This is a genomic window from Streptomyces sp. CB01580, from assembly GCF_001905795.1.
GTDB lineage: Bacteria > Actinomycetota > Actinomycetes > Streptomycetales > Streptomycetaceae > Streptomyces.
On the sequence record NZ_LIXJ01000018.1, the window covers coordinates 84,429 to 101,983 of the forward strand.

Below are 17,555 nucleotides of genomic sequence, written 5' to 3' on the forward strand. Positions count from 1 at the left end.
TCTCCTAGCCTCTCGGGCAGCACTTCGTGGGCGTTGTGCCCATGCCCTGCTCAGAGAGGAATGATCGGGTGGTTGAGTGGGCCGGGTTCTATCCGTGCACCTGCATAGCCGTTGACGCGCAGGCGTATGGCAGCAAGAACGACCGCAGGCAGTCCGAAATCCAGCATGACCTGCCGCGGCTCCTCGATCGTGCTGCCAGGGGTGCCGGCCTCGACCGCACCCAGTGGCACATTCAGCGAAAGGGAGACGAGCAGCTCGCGGTGCGACCTCTGGACGGTGCTGAGTCACGTCTGGTCGACGACTACATCCGCCACCTCGTCGCCGAGCTGCGTGAGTACAACGTCCAGCGGGTGCCTGAGGCACGGATGCGGCTACGGTCCGTTATCCACCTGGGCCTGGTGGAGTTGGCCGAGAACGGCTTTGCCGGTTCGGCCGTCGCGGCCACGGCGCGTCTGCTGAACGCGCCTCAGCTCTATGACGCACTGGCCGTGCAGCCCCATGCCGACTTGGCGTTGTTGCTGTCCGATGATGTCTTCCGGTCCACGGTGGCAGGTGGACATACGACCCTGCGAGTTGAGGACTTCGCCCAGGTCACCGTCCAGGTGAAGGAGTACGAGGGCACGGCCTGGCTGCGTGTGCCCGCGCTTGGCGCACCGGCCGCTGCCTCACTCCGGCCCGGAACCGCGGAAGCGGGGAAGCCTGCGGCTCCGGCGCCGGAGGATCCTGCGCGGAGCCGGCCCGAACCGGCCGCCGCATGCGGCGCTGATGGTGGCAGGGGAATCAGTCAGAAATACCGGGCTGAATCGATCAGTGTCACCAACGTGGAGGGCTCCTTGGACGCCCGGGGTTCCGTCTTCGGATTCGGGAGCGTTGGTGGCTGAGACTTCGAACCCGGACGACGGGCCGGACGTGCCGTCCGGTCCCGCCTTCGACGAGGACGTCGCACCATCCGCGCAGGACGGCGCCGGCGGTGCGCCGGAGGCCGGGGAAGATCCTCTCGGCCCGGATCCCGGAGCGGACACAGACTTCGAGCGGCGCAAGGAGCAGGACGAACGGGAGGAGGACGACCGGGGCTATGACGATCTGCGCCGCGTCCACCAGCTTGTCAACAACAATTTCTACGGTGTCGTCGATGCCGCTGGAGCGGCTTTCGGCTTCGGCGCCGTCTCATCCCCTGGACTCGCCCCCGGCACCGTAGTCCCTGAGGAGACGGACCGGGCATTGCGGTTCTTCGTTCCGCCGCAGCCCTGCTACGACGAGGCGCTCGGCAAGCTGCGCGAGAACGCTCTCGTGGTGCTGACGGGTCCGAACCACTGCGGCCGGGGCGCTGGTTCCCTTGCTCTGCTCAGGGAGATCCTGGGCAAGGAAGCCAGACTGCGCAGCCTGTCGCCCGCCAACGCCCTCGCCGAGCTGGCTGCTTCGCGGGACCTCAGGCCGGGACAGGGGTACGTCATCCTCGACTACGTCGGCGAGCTGCACATCGGGGCTGTGCAGGCATTCGGGATCGGGCGGTTGAGTGAGGAGCTTCGCCGCAAAGGGTCGTACCTGGTGATCACGGCAGGGGATACGACCCGCCGGCGGCTGGCACTGCGGGAACACTGTGTGGCGTGGCAGGCGCCGGCCCCCTTTGAGTTGTTTGAACACTGCAGGGGCGAGTTGCCGCATGCCGGCTTCGAGCCGGACGCCGAGAAGGAACTGCTGGAGCGGGTCGGCGAACAGCGGCGGCCGGCAGATGTCGTCGCTGCGGCCGTAGCTCTGTCCCAGGAAGGCATGGAGGCCGCGCTGGACACACTGCGGGACCGGCACCGGGAGCAGGTCCAGGAGTGGTTCCGTACGCCACCCTCCGCGGACGACCTGCTTCCGCTCGCCGCCCTGGCTTTCTTGGAGGGCATCCCGGAGCGGACATTCGAGAAGGAGTGCGCCGCCCTTGCCGCTCATGTGCGCAGCTGGGAGCAGAGCGGCGAGACGCCGGTCGCGGAACCGGACGGCTCGACCGGAACGTCGTTGGGCGGCGTGGTGGCCGACCAGTCCCGGGCACGGTGGAGAGATCGAGCGGTGGGCCTCGTGACGACCGAGTACCGTCCTGGGCCGGGCCGGGACGTCGGCCGCAGTGAGCGGCGCCTGGTCTTCACCTCGCCGCGCATCCGCGAGCTTGTGATCGCAGAGTTGCACGACCTGTACGGCTACGGGCTCTGGTATCCGCTGCGCCAGTGGCTGAACGATCTCGCGTTGCAGGGCGACCTGGACACCCGGACGGAGGTGGCCCGGGGCGTCGCGCTGCTGGCCCGGTACGCGCTGGTCGATGTCGACGAGAACCTGCTGAAGGTGTGGTCCGAGGGCATCACCAGCCAGCGGGTGACCGCAGCGCTGACGCTCCAGTTCATGTGCGACGTCGAACATCTCACCCCGCAGGCCCTGCACATCGTCCTGGGCTGGGTGGACAGAAGCGGTGCCGGGCGTGCCGTGACAGCGGCCATGGCACTGACCGGCCGCCTGGGTTCGCTCTACCGTCTGCAGGCACTCAACTGGCTGTGGTTCCTGACGCACCGGGGCGAGCGCATTGCGTCTTCTGCGCGCCGTTCCCTGGTCCTGCTGCTGCAGACCGCTGAACAGGACTCCGAACGCGTCCTGTTCATCCTCCGGTATGTACGGACCGTGATCGCGAAGGCAGCGCCGGGCTCCCGGGAGCGATCGATAGCGCTGAAGACCGCTGTCCAGCTCCTCGAAGCCGTCCGGCTGGATGCCACCGAGCCCCTCACCGCCGCACTGCTGCGTACCGTCCCGGACAGCGAGCGCCATCTCGGGGCGCTGTGGGCCGATGTCCTGCACAGCACCAACCGGAGCCGGGCGGTCGGCGCACTGTGCCGGACACTGGTGCAGCTGCGGGACGATCCGTCCGTCACCGGCGCCGTACGCGAACTCGGCGAATCCATGCGGCACGCCATGAGCCAACGGCAGTGGGCAGCGCTGTGCTACCACCTGTCCATCGCGCTGAAGCACCCCGACTACGCGGCCCCCGGTGCCCGCGAGTTGGCGCAGGTGCTCCTCGGATCCCTGCGAGGCCGGGCGCCGGCGGACTCCCGGCATTCCACCGCCTCCGTCGTATCCGTCGTTCCTTTCCCTTCTGCTCAAGGAGGCCGAAGCAAGTGAACTACCCGGTCATTGCCGAGCACATCCTGGCCACCGTCCAGGGCACGTGGTGGTCTCGCCGCCGTCGTCGCGACGATGTGCCGTCGCTGCCGCCCGGAGCCGTCTACGTCCTCAGGGTCGGTGGGAACTACCGCACGTTTCCCGAGGGCATGGTGTTCGACCCGTCTCACCCCGACGTGCTCGACGCCTCTTCGGTCAGCCTGGTCGACACCCGGGCCCGCCTGGTCGATGTGGAGCGACCACTGCCGTCGGTGAGCGAGGCGGACAACTTCACGATGCGGGCCTCCTTCACCTGCCAGGTGACCGACCCGACCGTTATCGCCAGGCAGGGCATCGTCGACGTCACTGTTCCCTTGCGGGCCTATCTGATGGGAGACAGCGACCTGCCGAGGGTGAGTGCCGGGCACCGCGTGGAAGAGATCAACGCGGTGCGCATCGAGGCCGGCCACCGTATGACTGCCTACAGTGCGATCGTGCCCCCACGTGTCGCGGGCATGAGCGTCGAGTTCGTCAATGCCGAGGTACACGCGTCGGACGACCTGCGGGACTGGGAACAGAAGCTGCGTGACGAGCGGCGTGCCCGGGAACTCCAGCGGGGACAGCGTGACTTCGAGACCCAGGACACACTCCGGATCGCGGAACTCCTCTCCCAGGGGTCCGACCACGTGGACGCCTTTGGTATTGCCCGGAAGGAGATCGACGTCACCGAAGTGGCAGCGCGCGTCCACCGAATCACCGACGAGGAGTCGGCCCGCCGTCACCAGGCCGATACTGCGGAGCGGACCCACGCGCAGGCTCTGGAGACGGAGGACGCGCAGATGCGCCGCGAAATGCTGCTGACGCTGCTGCGACAGATGGGCGGCAGCGAGTATGTCGACTACCACCAGGTCCTGGAGCAGGTTCTGCGGGAGACGCGCGGCCAGGCCACGCCCGGCATCGGAGCCGCTGTGGACACTGCCCGCATGGTCGGGCCGGGACAGGCACGTCCCGGCCGTACGGCAGCGGGCTCGGACGCCTCGTGCGACCCGCAGGGTGGCTTCGTCAAGGACGAGGACGATCTCGTTGGCTGACTCCTTGACGAACCATGCGACTGCTTCCGGCGCGGTGGGCAGCCAGGACACCGGCGATGGAGTTGCTTCTCATACTGCGAACGGCCGAACCACTTTCCGCAATACCGGCGATGGTGCCCCGGCCGAGACCACCCGTCGGCGCTTTGAGTCCGACGCCGCACGACGTCTGCGTGCCCTGACCGGCGTTGACGAGGAACTGCTGGCCAGAGTCAAGTACGAGCGGAGCAAGTACACGGCCCTCGGCGGGGTGGTGCTCGGTACCTCCGTCATTGCGGCGTTTTCCATGTGGAACTTCGCGGCTGAGGCACTTGGCGGGGTTTCCGTCGCTGCCTTGGTTCCGACCGTCATATGGATGCTGTTCGTGCTCAACCTCGACCGTTGGTTGGTCACACCGCAGCCGAACATGCGGCGACGGGTCGGGCCTCTCCTCACGCGCCTGCTGATCGCCCTGCTGCTCGGCGCTGTGATTGCCGAGCCGCTGGTGCTGCGCATTTTCCAGACAGCCATCGAGGAACGCGTCGCGGACGAACGCACCGACGTCATCGACAGGATGCGTACGAACCTGGTTCGCTGCAACCCGGTGCCACCCACGACACAGACCGTCGCCCTGAAAGACTGCGACAGGCGGTACGTCCTCTCCTTCCGCGCGACGCCGGCGGAACGGGTCGAGGAATTGACCGCCTTGCGTTCGGACGCAGCCGCCTTGCAGAAGCGGGTCGACCGGGACACCACCAGACTGGAAGCCATCGACTCCGAGGTACGGGACGAATGCCGCCGACTGATCCGCATAGCCGCCACCGGCTTGTATCAGCGGACGTCCGAGTGCCTGCGTCTGCGCGAGAAGGCACAGGACTACCGGACCACCCATCGCACCAGTGAGAACGAGAAGCGCCTTGTCGGCATGAACACCCGTATCTCGAAGATCGAGGCCGGGCTGACCTCGTCACGTGGTTCCTTCCTCAAGGCACGGGCCGACGGCATCGAGCGGCGGCTGGACGAGGAACGCGCCAAGCAGAAGGAGATCGGTGTCCTGGAACGGATCCGGACGCTTGATGAACTCGCGAGTGGGAATCCGGTGTTGTTCGTGGGCATCTGGCTGGTGCGCCTGCTGTTCGTGCTCCTGGATGTGCTCCCGGTGCTGGTGAAGTACCTGACCGGCGAGACCGCGTACGACCGGATGCTCACCAGCGAAAGCAACAGCGCGGTCAAGATTCATGGCGAGGAAGTCCGGCTTGCCGAACGTCGGGCCATCGCAGACCTTGAGATAGCCCAGGACGCCATCGAACAGACGGTCCGGCGTCATCGCGCCGAGTCGGAGGCGGCGTTCCGGGAGCATGCAGCAGCGATGAACATCCGGGTCCGACAAGCGGTGAACTCGCTGGAGGACGAGATCCGCCGCTCGTCGACGGTCTGAACACATCAGCCATCCACCAGGAACACAGCACCACGGCCGCCCCGCGCGCCGGGGCGGCCGCCAGACACTGACGGAAGGAGTGCGAGCTATGACCACACCCAGAGGCGACTCCGACACGGACCTGGGCACCAACACGGCGGCCGGCCATGGTGCGCAACTCGCGAGAGTCCTGCTGTTCGAGGCTCGTGAGGAACTCGCAAGGGCCGACAACAAGGCCGGCCTCATGCTGGCGTCCCTGGGTGCGGCCCTGACCGCCCTGCTCGGCGCGATCGGCAGCGGCATCATTGCCCTGCGAAACTACCCGGTCGTGCCGCAGCTCCTTCTCTGGGTGGGATGCGCCGCCTGCGTACCAGCAGTCGTCCTGCTGGGCCTGGCCGTGGCTCCACGGCTTGGAAGCCCCCGCCGCTCGCGTACTCACTACTTCGGTGACGCGAGGCTGGCGATGTCGGTCACACACATGGAGCGGGCGGTCCGCCGTACCGACCCCGTGTACCGGGACCTGAGTCAACTGGCGACCCTGTCCCACATCGCCTGGATCAAATTCCGCTGTATACGGCACGCACTGGCCTGGGCCGCGGTCTTCTTCGCCCTCACGCTGCTGGGCATAGTGACAGGAGCATCGACTTAGCGGAACCCGGACAGGACGGAGGGCAGGCCATCCGATCGCAACGCGAAGCGGTGGGGCATGGCCGCTCCCGCTCACTGCGGAGCGGGTGGCGTGCAGGGAGCGAGCCGGAGCGTCGGTGTGGCACGCTGCGCCGGTCCCGCCCGGGGCCACCGACGTCGGTGATGGCACTCTCTCTCTGATGCTGGCACTGGTGAGGCTACGCGTTGGAGGGTGTGCGACCGATGTCTGCTCGACTGGAAAACCACTCAGGGGCCCGACCCGCTTTCGCGGATCAGGCCCCTGACCTGGTATTTCAGCTGTCGGGGTGGCGGGATTTGAACCCACGACCTCTTCGTCCCGAACGAAGCGCGCTGCCAAGCTGCGCTACACCCCGATCGTCGCCGGTCTCCCGGCGACATCGATTACTTTAGCCCACCCGAGCCCGCAGACGAAATCCGGTTTATGTCCTGCTCACGGGGCCGAGCCCGGCGGCGGCCGTCGACGCCGGGCGTGGGGCGCGGGATCAGTCGCGGGGCGTCAGGGTCAGGAGGGTCGCCTCCGGGGGGCAGGCGAAGCGGACCGGGGTGTAGCGGTTGGTGCCGCAGCCCGCGGAGACGTGGAGGTAGGACCGGTGGCCACCGGCGGCGTGGGAGGAGAGGCCCTTGACCCGGTCGGTGTCCAGGTCGCAGTTGGTGACCAGGGCCCCGTAGAAGGGGACGCAGAGCTGGCCACCGTGAGTGTGACCGGCCAGGATCAGGGGGTAACCGTCCCGGGTGAAGGCGTCCAGGGAGCGCAGATAGGGGGCGTGGACGACGCCGATGGAGAGGTCGGCGCCCGTTTCGGGGCCGCCCGACACCTCGGCGTAGCGGTCGCGCTTGATGTGCGGGTCGTCGAGGCCGGTGAAGGCGATGTCCAGGCCGTCGATCTTGAGGTGACCGCGAGTGTTGGACAGACCGAGCCACCCCGCCTCGTCGAAGGCGTCGCGCATGGGCTCCCACGGGTTGTGGACGGCGCCGACCACGGGGGCGTTCCCGTTGAGGCCGTGCCTGCCCTGGACCTTCTCGACGAGGTAGCGGGCGGGATTGCGGGGCTTGGGGCCGTAGTAGTCGTTGGAGCCGAAGACGTACACACCCGGGAACCCCATCAGCGGGCCGAGCGCGTCGAGCAGCTCGGGTACGGCCTCGGGGTCGGAGAGGTTGTCGCCGGTGTTCACGACGAAGTCGGGGCGCAGACCTGCCAGCGACTGCAGCCAGGCGCGCTTCTTGCGCTGGCCGCTCACCATGTGGATGTCGGAGATCTGCAGTACGCGCAACGGGCGCGCCCCCTGCGGAAGGACGGGTACGGCCACCCGCCGGAGGCGGAACGAGCGGGCCTCGAATCCGGCGGCGTAGGCGAGGCCGGCCGCCCCGATCGCCGCGCCGACTGCCGTGATTTTCAGGGGAAGTCCGTAGCGTGCACGCATGTGTCCATCGTCGCAGACGCGGTGCCGCGCCCGAAAAGGCGGCGGGGCCGGAGACCGGCGCTGCGGGGCCGGGACACGAGAGCGGTCGGAGCGTGACGGGAGAGCGGCGGCTCGGGGAAGCCGCGGGGACTCGGGAGAAACCTGCGGGCGGCGGAGGCCGTGTACCTGCCACAATCAGCACATGACCACGCTCAAGTCCAAGCTGCAGGAAGACCTCACCACGGCCATCAAGGCGCGTGACGAGCTGACCTCGTCCACGCTCCGCCTGACCCTCACCGCCATCGCGAAGGAGGAGGTCAGCGGCACGTCGGCGCGCGAGCTCTCCGACGACGAGGTGCAGAAGGTGATCGCCAAGGAGGCGAAGAAGCGCCGTGAGGCGGCCGAGGCGTTCGCCCAGGGCGGCCGGACCGAGCAGGCCGAGCGGGAGAAGGCGGAGGGCGAGATCCTCGACGCCTACCTGCCGAAGCAGCTGAGCGACGACGAGCTGGCCGCGATCGTGGCATCCGGTGTCGAGGAGGCGAAGGCCGCCGGGGCCGAGGGACCGCGGGCCATGGGTGCCGTCATGAAGATCGTGACCCCCAAGGTCGCGGGGCGGGCGGACGGCGGCCGTGTGGCGGCCGCCGTGAAGAAGCTCCTGGCGGGCTGAGACCGCCGCCGCGCGGAGCGCACTCGCATGGCATGCCGAGCGCGTGCGGGGTACGTGCGGATGCGCAGGGCGTCCGGATGGACGCGGATGCGCGCGGTATGGCGGATGCGCGCGGCAGGTACGACGCGACGAACGTCCTGTACGAGGCGATGAACATCTGGTACATGTGACGAACGCGCAGGCACGTACGACCGCCGCGCGGCACGTACGACGAAGGTGGGGCTCCCGGACCGCGACCGGTCCGGGAGCCCCACCTTCGTCGTACGCCCTGTACGGATACGGGTCAGGGCCCCTGCGTTCCGTCGTTGCCCTGGCCTTGGGGGTTTCCGTTGTTCCCACCGATCAGGTCCGGCGGGATGGTGAAGCCGGGGAACGGGTTCTTGCCGCCGGGGCGCCCGCCCGGCCCATGACCGGGCCCGCCGGGGTGGTCGGGGCGATCCGGTCGGTCGTCTCCGTCGCCGGGCCGGCCCTTGCCGGGATCAGGCTTCTGGCTCTTCGCCGGGTCCGGGATGTTGATGGTGTTGAAGGAGGGGGCGGGCAGCCCATTGAGGGCGCCCGTCATCGCGTCACGCCAGATCGGTCCGGGTACCTGCCCGCCGTACACCTTGGGCTGGTACACGCCGCCGATGTTGATGTTCACCATCTCGACGTCCTGGGACGGGCTGCCGACCCATACAGCGCCGGACAGGTTCGGCGTGTAACCGACGAACCAGGCGTTCTTGCGGGCGTCGGTCGTACCGGTCTTGCCCGCGTTGTCGCGGCTGCCGAGCCCCGCCTGCTGACCCGTACCGGAGTCGACCACCCCGCGCAGCAGGGAGTTGACGGTGTCGGCCGTCGTCTGGGACATGGCCGTCGAGCACTTGCTCTTCGGCACGGGGAGCGACTTGCCGTCCGCCGTCCTGGCCGACTCGATGGCGATCGGCGTGCAGTACGTGCCGCGGTTGGCGAAGGCGGCGTACGCGCTGGCCATCGTCAGCGGGGACAGGCCGTCGGAGCCGAGGGTCAGGGTGGACGGGTTCTGCGGCAGCTTGCTGCCGTCGCCCTGCACCACACCCAGCTTGTCGGTCATCTGGGAGACTGGGCACATGCCGATGTCCTCGAGCATCTGCACGAAGTAGGTGTTGACGGACTTCTCCATCGCCTCCTTCAGCGCGTAGGGGCCCCGCTCGGACTCGTTCTCGTTCTCCAGGTGATACTTCGGCACACGGTCGTTGACCCACGGCTTCCCGCAGGTCCGTACCGTGTCCGGGTAGTCCATCTCGTACGGGGACGAGTAGGCCTGGGTCGCCGGCTTGCCGCCCTCCAGGGCCGCCGCGGCGAGAAACGGCTTGAACGTCGAACCGGTCGGGAAGCCGAAGTTCGAGCCGCCCATGTCCTTGTCGACGGAGTAGTTGTACTGGGTTTCGTTGGGCCCGAAGCCGTACGGCCTGGACTGGCCCATCGCCATGATCTTGCCCGTGCCGGGCTGGACCAGCGTCACGGCCGTCGCGACCTTGTCCGTCTTGTAGACGTGGTTCTTGATCGAGTTCTGCGCCGACTGCTGGGACTGCGGGTCGAGCGTCGTGCGGATCGTCAGGCCGCCCTGGTTCCAGATCTTGGCCCGGTCCTCCTTGGTCTTGCCGAAGGCGGGGTCGGTGAGGAAGACGTTGCGCACGTAGTCGCAGAAGAACCCGGCGCCGCTGACGGCCGTGATGCAGCCGTTCTTCGGCTTCTTGACCTTCAGCTTGATCGGGTTCGCCTTCGCCTTGTCGGCCTCGGCCTGTGTGATGGAGCCGACGTCGGCCATCCGCTGGAGCACGATGTTGCGGCGCTTGGTCGCCTCCTTCGGGTCGTTGACCGGGTCGAAGCGGCTCGGCGACTGCACGACCCCGGCCAGCAGCGCGGACTCCTCCAGCGTCAGGTTCTTCGCCGACTTGGAGAAGTAGCGCTGGGAGGCGGCCTCGACGCCGTACGCCTGCTGACCGAAGAAGGTGATGTTGAGGTAGTTCGCCAGGATCCGCTTCTTGCCGAGCTTCTCCTCGACCTGGATGGCGTACTTCAGCTCCTGGATCTTGCGGCCCATGGTCTGCTGCGTGGCCTGCGCGACCTTGTCCGGGTCGTCACCGGCCTCCTCGACGAACACGTTCTTCACGTACTGCTGGGTGAGCGTCGAGGCGCCCTGCGCGGTTCCGCCGGTCTGCACGTTGCGGTTCAGGGCGCGCAGGATGCCCTTGAGGTCGATCGCCCCGTGCTCGTAGAAACGGGCGTCCTCGATCGCCACGATCGCCTGCTGCATGTACGGCGAGATGTCCTTCAGCTTCACCACCGTGCGGTCACGCGAATACACGGAGGCGATGAGTCCGCCCTTGCTGTCGAGGATCGTGGTGCGCTGACTCAGCGGCGGGGTCTGGAGGTTGGCCGGGATCTCGTCGAATCCCTCGACCGTTCCCTTGGTGGCGAGCCCCAGGGCTCCGGCGGCCGGCAGCGCGATGCCCGCGAGCACGACTCCGGAGAGCGCGGCGACACCGAGGAACTTGGCGGCCTGCTGGGTCGTCGAGAGACCCCCGCCCGAGCGCTTCTTTGGCATGGGGGCAGCCTACGTTCTCATTCGCCGGACACACGTATATGCCTTGGCCTAAGCTGCACTCAACTGTCACAGCAGTCCGGTTCCGCACCAACCCCCGTGCGAGATCCGGCCAGGAGTCAGGGCGCTTCCGAATTCGCCGCGTGTGTCATTGAAAGTCCGTTGCGATCTGGGAGAACTGTCCTGATTCTTAGGGGATATTGGCGTATGTCCTCACCTCACTCCCCTGGGTGATCTGCCGCATACGCATAGTCCGTTCGGGCCATTCAAGATTGGGCCCGAAGGGGGTGTTGTGCTGTCGCCACCTTCCGTAACGTCCTCAACTGGCAGCGGTGAATATGCCGCTACCGCCGTGGGGGAGCCTCGATTCGGGAGAGGACGGCGCCGTGATGGGCTGGGTAACCGACTGGAGTGCGCAGGCAGCCTGCCGCACTACTGATCCGGATGAACTGTTCGTACAAGGAGCAGCGCAGAACAGGGCCAAGGCGGTGTGCACCGGATGCCCGGTGCGGACCGAGTGCCTGGCCGACGCTCTGGACAACCGCGTCGAATTCGGCGTGTGGGGCGGAATGACGGAACGGGAGCGCCGTGCGTTGCTGCGCAGGCGGCCCACCGTCACGTCCTGGCGCCGGCTGCTGGAGACCGCTCGCAGCGAGTACGAGCAGTCCACGGGAGGCATCCTGCCCGTGGCGATCGGACTGGACGACGACGAACTGCACGAGAGGTACGCCGCTGTGGGATGAGGCGGGCGCAGGTGGTTGCGCGGATGCGCCCTCGGGCGGATGTCCGGAGTGCCTCGCCCCGATTGCGAAGCGGACCGTGCCTGGCCGGTCACGCGGCCCCGCCGTCGGGCCCGGACGGTTATGTGGCCCGGCCGTCGATCGATCCGGCCGCGAGTCGGTCACCGATGGACCTGAGGCCCGCGAGGTCGTGCACGTCACCGGGCAGTGCGGCCACTTCGGTCATGGCCACCTCGGGGTGCAGTGCGGTGAAACTGTCGCGTGTGCGCTGCTCGCGCGCGACCACCTGCATGCGCTCCGCGTGCAGGCGTAGGAGGGCCGCCGTCAACTGCTCGACGGAGGCGGAGGCGTACGTCTCCTGGTTCGTAAGCATGCCCGGCGCTGCGGAGACCGATGAGTTCGTGAGTTCGGGATCCGCCGCCGGATCCGAGCCGTCCGCATCCGCAGCTTCCGGATTCGTACCATCCGGATCAAGGTCATTCGCATCCGTGTCGTCCGGACCCGCGCCATCCGGATCTGCGGTCGATGAGGCCGGGGCTTTCAGCGAAATCGGGGTTTTCGGGGACGTTTCCGGTCCGCGGTCATCGTCCGAATCCTGCGGGTCTCGTAGGTCTCGTAGGTCTCGTGAGTCCCGAGGGTTCCGTGAGCCCTGTGATTCCTGTGAATCCTGGTCTTCTGTTTCCTCGTGCTCCCCGTGCTCTTCGTGTTCCGCGTGTTTCCGGTCTTTCCGGCGTTCCTGATGGTCCTGGTGTTCCCCGTGCTCGACGGCGGCCGTGGGGGCGTTCTCGGGAGAGGCGACCGGTCGGTCGGCCGGGTCACAAAGTGCAGCCTTCCCTTCCTCCTGATCCACAATGCCGATCGCGTCGAGGTTTTCCGCAGCCGCCAGGGCGTGTTCGGCGGAAAGCCGTGCGGCATCGCTGCCGTGGACGCGATTGAGCACCAGACCGGCCAGCGGCATGTCCTCCGATGCGAGCCGTTCCACGAAGTACGCCGCCTCGCGCAGCGCGTCCCGCTCCGGCGTCGCGACGACGAGGAACGCCGTACCGGGCGCCTGCAGCAGCTTGTACGTGGCGTCGGCCCGGGTACGAAAGCCACCGAACATGGTGTCCATCGCCGCGACGAAGGTCTGTACGTCGCGCAGGAACTGGCCGCCGAGCAGTTTGCCGAGAGTGCCGGTCATCATCGACATGCCGACGTTGAGGAACTTCATCCCCGCCCGGCCGCCCACCTTCGCCGGGGCCATCAGCAGCTTGATGAACTTTCCGTCCAGGAACGAGCCGAGCCGCTTCGGCGCGTCCAGGAAGTCCAGCGCGGAACGGGACGGCGGGGTGTCGACGATGATCAGGTCCCACTCGTCGCGGGCGCGCAGCTGGCCGAGCTTTTCCATGGCCATGTACTCCTGCGTGCCCGCGAATCCGGCCGACAGGGACTGATAGAAGGGGTTCTCCAGAATCGCGCGGGCCCGTTCGGCGTCCGCGTGGGCCTCCACGATCTCGTCGAAGGTCCGCTTCATGTCGAGCATCATGGCGTGCAGTTCGCCGGCGCCCTCGCCGTCGATGCCGGGGACCCGGCGCGGGACGTTGTCCAGCGAGTCGATGCCCATGGACTGGGCGAGCCTGCGGGCCGGATCGATGGTGAGGACGACGACCTTGCGGCCGTGCTCGGCCGCGCGTACGCCCAGGGCGGCGGCGGTGGTCGTCTTGCCGACCCCGCCCGAACCGCAGCACACGATGATTCGGATGCCGGGGTCGTCGAGCAGCGCGTCGGTGTCCAGCGCGGGGGCCGTCTCCGCACCCGAGCCCGTGCCCTGTCTCATGCGCCCGCCCCTTGTCCACCCCTGTGTCCGGTTCCGTGTCCCAGCCCCACGGCACCCGGTGTGTCCGCCCCCGGTTCTTCGGCCGCTTCGTCCCCCACGCCCTGCTTGCGCAGCTCGGTCGCCAGGTCGTAGAGCCCCGCCGGGTCCATTCCCTCGCCGATCAGCGGGAGTTCATAACCCGGGAGCCCGAGCCCCGCGAGCACCGCACGCTGCTCGCGTTCCAGCTCGACCCGCTGGGCGTGCTCGGCGGCCTGCTCGACCAAGGGGCGTACGAGCCCGGCGGAACCCGTGACGCCCGCGCGGGTCAGAGCCTTGGCGATCTCCTTGCGGCGTCCGCCCGCGGCCGTGCGCAGCGCGTCCTCGTCCAGCAGATGCGGTCGCACCATGTTCACGATGACCCGGCCGACCGGAAGCTCGGCGGCCCGGAGCTCGGCGATGCCGTCCGCGGTCTCCTGGACGGGCATCTCCTCCAGCAGCGTCACCAGATGGACCGCGGTCTCGGGGGACTTCAACACCCGCATGACGGCCTGTGCCTGGTTGTGTATCGGGCCGATCCGGGCCAGCCCGGCCACCTCGTCGTTCACGTTGAGGAAGCGGGTGACGCGCCCCGTGGGCGGGGCGTCCATGATCACGTAGTCGTAGACGTACCGGTCCTGCTTGTCCTTGCGGCGCACGGCCTCGCACGCCTTGCCGGTCAGCAGCACGTCGCGCACGCCGGGCGCGATGGTGGTGGCGAAGTCGATCGCGCCGAGCTTCTTGAGCGCGCGGCCGGCGCTGCCGAGCTTGTAGAACATCTGGAGATAGTCGAGCAGGGCGCGCTCCGCGTCGATCGCCAGCGCATAGACCTCGCCGCCGCCCGGGGCGACGGCGATCTTGCGCTCCTCGTACGGAAGCGATTCCGTCTCGAAGAGCTGGGCGATGCCCTGCCTGCCCTCGACCTCCACGAGGAGGGTGCGCCTGCCCTCGGTCGCGAGGGCGAGCGCGAGGGCGGCGGCGACCGTGGTCTTACCGGTACCACCCTTGCCGCTGACGACCTGGAACCTGCTCACGTATTCGAGCCTAACCAGTCGGGCCGCAGGCTACGCACGAGGCTGCGCGTGCCCGGGATTGCACAGGCATTACAGTCGGGCCATGACCAAGTGGGAATACGCGACCGTGCCTCTGCTCGTGCACGCGACCAAGCAGATTCTGGACACCTGGGGCGAGGACGGCTGGGAGCTGGTCCAGGTCGTTCCCGGCCCGAACAACCCCGAGCAGCTCGTGGCCTACCTGAAGCGGGAGAAGGCGTAATGGCGGGCGTCGTCGAGTCGAAGCTCGCCGAGCTCGGGCTGACCCTGCCGGACGTCGTGCCGCCGCTGGCCTCGTACCAGCCGGCCGTGCGGTCGGGCGTGTACGTGTACACGTCCGGCCAGCTGCCGATGGTGGACGGCAAGCTCGCGGTCACCGGCAAGGTCGGTGCCGAGGTCACGCCCGACGAGGCCAAGGAGCTGGCGAAGACCTGCGCGCTCAACGCGCTGGCCGCCGTGAAGTCCGTCGCCGGTGATCTGGACCGGATCGTCCGGGTCGTGAAGGTCGTGGGCTTCGTCGCCTCGGCGTCCGACTTCACCGGCCAGCCCGCCGTGCTCAACGGGGCCAGCGAGCTGCTGGGCGCGGTCCTCGGCGAAAAGGGCGTGCACGCGCGCAGCGCCGTGGGCGTCGCGGTGCTGCCGCTGGACGCTCCTGTGGAGGTCGAGGTCCAGGTCGAGCTGGCCGAGGGCTGAGGCGCGGGCCCGTGAGCGTGCGGCGTACGGAAGTCCCGTCGCCGCCGTTCCCGCCCCTTCCACACCGCCGGAACCCCTGATCCCGCCCGGTCGGCACGCCCGGGCGGGATCGTGTGCACAGGGGGCGTACGTGCGCACGTGCGTGGCTTGTGCAGCACGCGCACGGTGGCATGTGCGGCACGCGCACGGTGGCATGTGCAGCGGGCACATTCCGGCATGCACGGGCTGCGTGAACGGCGGCAGGGATGCGGGCGTGTATGCAGGTCTGGAGGCGTGTATGTACGGGGCATGTGCGGATCAGCTCATCTCTCGAACATCGGCGCGGTTCCGGATAGCCTCCGGCCATGTCGAATGGTCAGTGGTACCCACCGGAATGGCCCGACCGGATCCGGGCACTCGCCGCAGGTGAGCTGACGCCCACGACGCCGCGGCGAGCCGCCACCGTGATTCTGCTCCGGGACCCCGCCGTCGGCACCCAGGACGGGATCGCCGTCCACATGCTGCGACGCCGGGCCTCCATGGCCTTCGCCGGCGGTGCGTACGCCTACCCGGGCGGCGGCGTCGACCCGCGCGACGACGACCGGCTCGTGGGCTGGGCAGGGCCGCCGCTGGGGAGCTGGGCCGGGCGGCTCGGCGTGGGGACCCCGGCCGAGGCCCAGGCCATTGTGTGCGCGGCGGTCCGTGAGACCTACGAGGAGGCGGGCGTCCTTCTCGCCGGCCCGACCGCCGACAGCGTCGTCAGTGACACCACCGGCGCCGACTGGGAGGCCGACCGCGCGGCGCTGGTCGCCCGCGAACTGTCCTTCGCGGAGTTCCTGGACCGGCGCGGACTGGTGCTGCGCTCCGATCTGCTGGGCGCCTGGGCGCGTTGGATCACCCCCGAGTTCGAGCCGCGCCGTTACGACACCTGGTTCTTCGTCGCCGCGCTCCCCGAGGGGCAGCGCACCCGCAACGTCTCCACGGAGGCCGACCGCGCGGTGTGGATCCGCCCATGCGAGGCGGCCAACGGGTACGACAGGGGCGAACTGCTGATGATGCCCCCGACCGTGTCCACGCTGCGGGCGCTCGGGCCGTACGGCACGGTGGCCGAGACGCTGAAGGGCGCGGATTCCCAGAACCTCGCGCCCGTCCTCGCACGGGCGAGGCTGGAGGGCGACGAGCTGGTGCTGAGCTGGCCGGGGCACGACGAGTTCACGAAGCACATCCCGAACGCGACGGCCGCCCCGCACGGCACCGAAAGCGGCACGCGGGGCGAAGGCGGCGTGGTGAGAGGCGCGCAGGGCGGCGCGGCGAGCGGCGCGCGGGGTGGAGAAGAGGGCGGCACGGGCCGCGGTACGGGAGGTGAACCGGTATGAGCGACGCGGCAGCGCTGCCCGGACAGCCACGCGGCGGGGTCGTCTCCGGGCCCGCGACCCCCCGTACCGTCAATGTCCTCGCCCCCAACGCCTCGCCCATGACGCTGGACGGCACCAACACCTGGATCGTCGCGGAGCCCGACTCCGATCTCGCGGTCGTCATCGACCCGGGGCCGCAGGACGATGCGCACCTGCGGGCGGTCGTCGACACCGCCGAACGGGCCGGCCGCCGCATCGCGCTCACGTTGCTCACCCACGGGCACCCCGATCACGCGGAGGGCGCGGCGCGCTTCGCCGAGCTGACCCGTACCAAGGTGCGTGCCCTGGATCCGGTGCTCCGCCTCGGCGACGAGGGGCTGACCGCCGGAGACGTGATCACCATCGGGGGACTGGAACTGCGCGTCGTGCCGACGCCCGGCCACACGGCGGACTCGCTCTCCTTCCACCTGCCCGCCGACCGGGCGGTGCTGACCGGGGACACGGTCCTCGGGCGTGGCACCACGGTCGTCGCGCACCCGGACGGAAGGCTGGGCGACTACCTCGACTCACTGCGCAGACTGCGCTCGCTGACCGTCGACGACGGCGTGCACACCGTGCTGCCGGGGCACGGCCCGGTGCTGGAGGACGCGCAGGGCGCGGTCGACTTCTACCTCGCGCACCGTGCGCACCGGCTGGCCCAGGTGGAGACGGCGATCGAGGCCGGGCACCGGACTCCGGCCGAGTTGGTGGCTCACGTGTACGCGGACGTGGACCGGTCTCTGTGGCCCGCGGCGGAGCTCTCCGTACGGGCGCAGCTGGAGTACCTGAGCGAGCACGGGCTGGTGTAGCGGGCACGGCCTGGTGCGGTGTTCCGGTCCGGGGTCGGGCCCTGATCGTGCCGGGCCGAGCCTCGAATCGGACCGGATCAGCCCGATCGGGGGCACACCGGATCGGATCGGCCCTGGTCGCCCTGCCTCCGGCCCCGGTCGGAGC

Annotated in this window: 15 protein-coding genes and 1 tRNA gene; 11 read left to right on the forward strand and 5 right to left on the reverse strand. The window is 68.9% G+C overall.

The features are described from left to right. Positions 1–68 precede the first annotated feature (68 nt). From AMK22_RS24235 to AMK22_RS24255, 5 genes are all read left to right on the forward strand, one after another. Complete coding sequence (locus tag AMK22_RS24235) at positions 69–881, forward strand: hypothetical protein (RefSeq protein WP_242434115.1); 813 nt, start codon at positions 69–71, stop codon at positions 879–881. Continuing rightward, the gene (locus tag AMK22_RS24240; protein WP_073788265.1) at positions 874–3,150 is read left to right on the forward strand and encodes a hypothetical protein; all 2,277 of its coding nucleotides are present in this window, start codon (positions 874–876) and stop codon (positions 3,148–3,150) included. Before AMK22_RS24235 ends, AMK22_RS24240 begins: the two co-directional genes overlap by 8 nt. Beyond that, the gene (locus AMK22_RS24245; RefSeq protein WP_073788267.1) at positions 3,147–4,220 is read left to right on the forward strand and encodes a hypothetical protein; all 1,074 of its coding nucleotides are present in this window, start codon (positions 3,147–3,149) and stop codon (positions 4,218–4,220) included. The genes AMK22_RS24240 and AMK22_RS24245 overlap by 4 nt, the downstream gene beginning before the upstream one ends. Next, complete coding sequence (locus AMK22_RS24250; RefSeq protein WP_073788269.1) at positions 4,213–5,634, forward strand: DUF4407 domain-containing protein; 1,422 nt, start codon at positions 4,213–4,215, stop codon at positions 5,632–5,634. Before AMK22_RS24245 ends, AMK22_RS24250 begins: the two co-directional genes overlap by 8 nt. An 88-nt stretch (positions 5,635–5,722) precedes the next feature. After that, positions 5,723–6,262, forward strand: a complete 540-nt coding sequence (locus AMK22_RS24255; RefSeq protein WP_073788271.1) for a Pycsar system effector family protein — start codon at positions 5,723–5,725, stop codon at positions 6,260–6,262. A 299-nt stretch (positions 6,263–6,561) separates the two neighbouring features. Here AMK22_RS24255 and AMK22_RS24260 read toward each other — a convergent pair. Further along, positions 6,562–6,635 (reverse strand) — tRNA-Pro (locus tag AMK22_RS24260). A 129-nt stretch (positions 6,636–6,764) separates the two neighbouring features. After that, positions 6,765–7,703 carry a metallophosphoesterase gene (locus tag AMK22_RS24265; protein ID WP_073788273.1) on the reverse strand — a complete coding sequence of 313 codons (939 nt, stop codon included), beginning with the start codon at positions 7,701–7,703 and terminating at the stop codon, positions 6,765–6,767. 181 nt (positions 7,704–7,884) lie between these two features. Between AMK22_RS24265 and AMK22_RS24270 the strand changes: the two genes are divergently transcribed. Continuing rightward, positions 7,885–8,349, forward strand: coding sequence for a GatB/YqeY domain-containing protein (locus tag AMK22_RS24270; protein WP_073788274.1), 465 nt, complete (start codon positions 7,885–7,887; stop codon positions 8,347–8,349). 283 nt (positions 8,350–8,632) lie between these two features. On the opposite strand, the gene AMK22_RS24275 is transcribed toward AMK22_RS24270, so the two are convergent. Continuing rightward, positions 8,633–10,915, reverse strand: coding sequence for a transglycosylase domain-containing protein (locus tag AMK22_RS24275; RefSeq protein ID WP_073788276.1), 2,283 nt, complete (start codon positions 10,913–10,915; stop codon positions 8,633–8,635). A gap of 386 nt (positions 10,916–11,301) precedes the next feature. Between AMK22_RS24275 and AMK22_RS24285 the strand changes: the two genes are divergently transcribed. After that, positions 11,302–11,655, forward strand: coding sequence for a WhiB family transcriptional regulator (locus AMK22_RS24285; protein ID WP_199883305.1), 354 nt, complete (start codon positions 11,302–11,304; stop codon positions 11,653–11,655). 118 nt (positions 11,656–11,773) lie between these two features. On the opposite strand, the gene AMK22_RS41155 is transcribed toward AMK22_RS24285, so the two are convergent. Next, positions 11,774–13,468, reverse strand: a complete 1,695-nt coding sequence (locus AMK22_RS41155) for an ArsA family ATPase (RefSeq protein WP_242434116.1) — start codon at positions 13,466–13,468, stop codon at positions 11,774–11,776. After that, the gene (locus AMK22_RS24295) at positions 13,465–14,517 is read right to left on the reverse strand and encodes an ArsA family ATPase (protein ID WP_073788281.1); all 1,053 of its coding nucleotides are present in this window, start codon (positions 14,515–14,517) and stop codon (positions 13,465–13,467) included. Before AMK22_RS24295 ends, AMK22_RS41155 begins: the two co-directional genes overlap by 4 nt. Positions 14,518–14,599: 82 nt before the next feature. Here AMK22_RS24295 and AMK22_RS38570 point away from each other — a divergent pair, with 82 nt between their 5' ends. The 4 genes from AMK22_RS38570 (at position 14,600) to AMK22_RS24310 (ending at position 17,410) form a co-directional block, all read left to right on the forward strand. Then, the gene (locus tag AMK22_RS38570; protein ID WP_003967454.1) at positions 14,600–14,758 is read left to right on the forward strand and encodes a DUF4177 domain-containing protein; all 159 of its coding nucleotides are present in this window, start codon (positions 14,600–14,602) and stop codon (positions 14,756–14,758) included. After that, a complete protein-coding gene (locus AMK22_RS24300) occupies positions 14,758–15,228 on the forward strand; it encodes a RidA family protein (RefSeq protein WP_073788282.1) in 471 nt (156 codons plus the stop codon). The genes AMK22_RS38570 and AMK22_RS24300 overlap by 1 nt, the downstream gene beginning before the upstream one ends. Positions 15,229–15,572: 344 nt before the next feature. After that, the gene (locus AMK22_RS24305) at positions 15,573–16,583 is read left to right on the forward strand and encodes an NUDIX hydrolase (RefSeq protein WP_079186367.1); all 1,011 of its coding nucleotides are present in this window, start codon (positions 15,573–15,575) and stop codon (positions 16,581–16,583) included. Further along, positions 16,580–17,410 carry an MBL fold metallo-hydrolase gene (locus AMK22_RS24310; protein WP_073788284.1) on the forward strand — a complete coding sequence of 277 codons (831 nt, stop codon included), beginning with the start codon at positions 16,580–16,582 and terminating at the stop codon, positions 17,408–17,410. Before AMK22_RS24305 ends, AMK22_RS24310 begins: the two co-directional genes overlap by 4 nt. Positions 17,411–17,555 lie beyond the last annotated feature (145 nt).

What these genes read in the sequence shown, in the direction of transcription:
- AMK22_RS24255 (WP_073788271.1), top strand. Translation starts at nt 5,723, where the DNA reads ATGACCACACCCAGAGGCGACTCCGACACGGACCTGGGCACCAACACG.
- AMK22_RS24265 (WP_073788273.1), bottom strand. Translation starts at nt 7,703, where the DNA reads ATGCGTGCACGCTACGGACTTCCCCTGAAAATCACGGCAGTCGGCGCG.
- AMK22_RS24270 (WP_073788274.1), top strand. Translation starts at nt 7,885, where the DNA reads ATGACCACGCTCAAGTCCAAGCTGCAGGAAGACCTCACCACGGCCATC.
- AMK22_RS24275 (WP_073788276.1), bottom strand. Translation starts at nt 10,915, where the DNA reads ATGCCAAAGAAGCGCTCGGGCGGGGGTCTCTCGACGACCCAGCAGGCC.
- AMK22_RS24285 (WP_199883305.1), top strand. Translation starts at nt 11,302, where the DNA reads ATGGGCTGGGTAACCGACTGGAGTGCGCAGGCAGCCTGCCGCACTACT.
- AMK22_RS41155 (WP_242434116.1), bottom strand. Translation starts at nt 13,468, where the DNA reads ATGAGACAGGGCACGGGCTCGGGTGCGGAGACGGCCCCCGCGCTGGAC.
- AMK22_RS38570 (WP_003967454.1), top strand. Translation starts at nt 14,600, where the DNA reads ATGACCAAGTGGGAATACGCGACCGTGCCTCTGCTCGTGCACGCGACC.
- AMK22_RS24300 (WP_073788282.1), top strand. Translation starts at nt 14,758, where the DNA reads ATGGCGGGCGTCGTCGAGTCGAAGCTCGCCGAGCTCGGGCTGACCCTG.
- AMK22_RS24305 (WP_079186367.1), top strand. Translation starts at nt 15,573, where the DNA reads ATGTCGAATGGTCAGTGGTACCCACCGGAATGGCCCGACCGGATCCGG.
- AMK22_RS24310 (WP_073788284.1), top strand. Translation starts at nt 16,580, where the DNA reads ATGAGCGACGCGGCAGCGCTGCCCGGACAGCCACGCGGCGGGGTCGTC.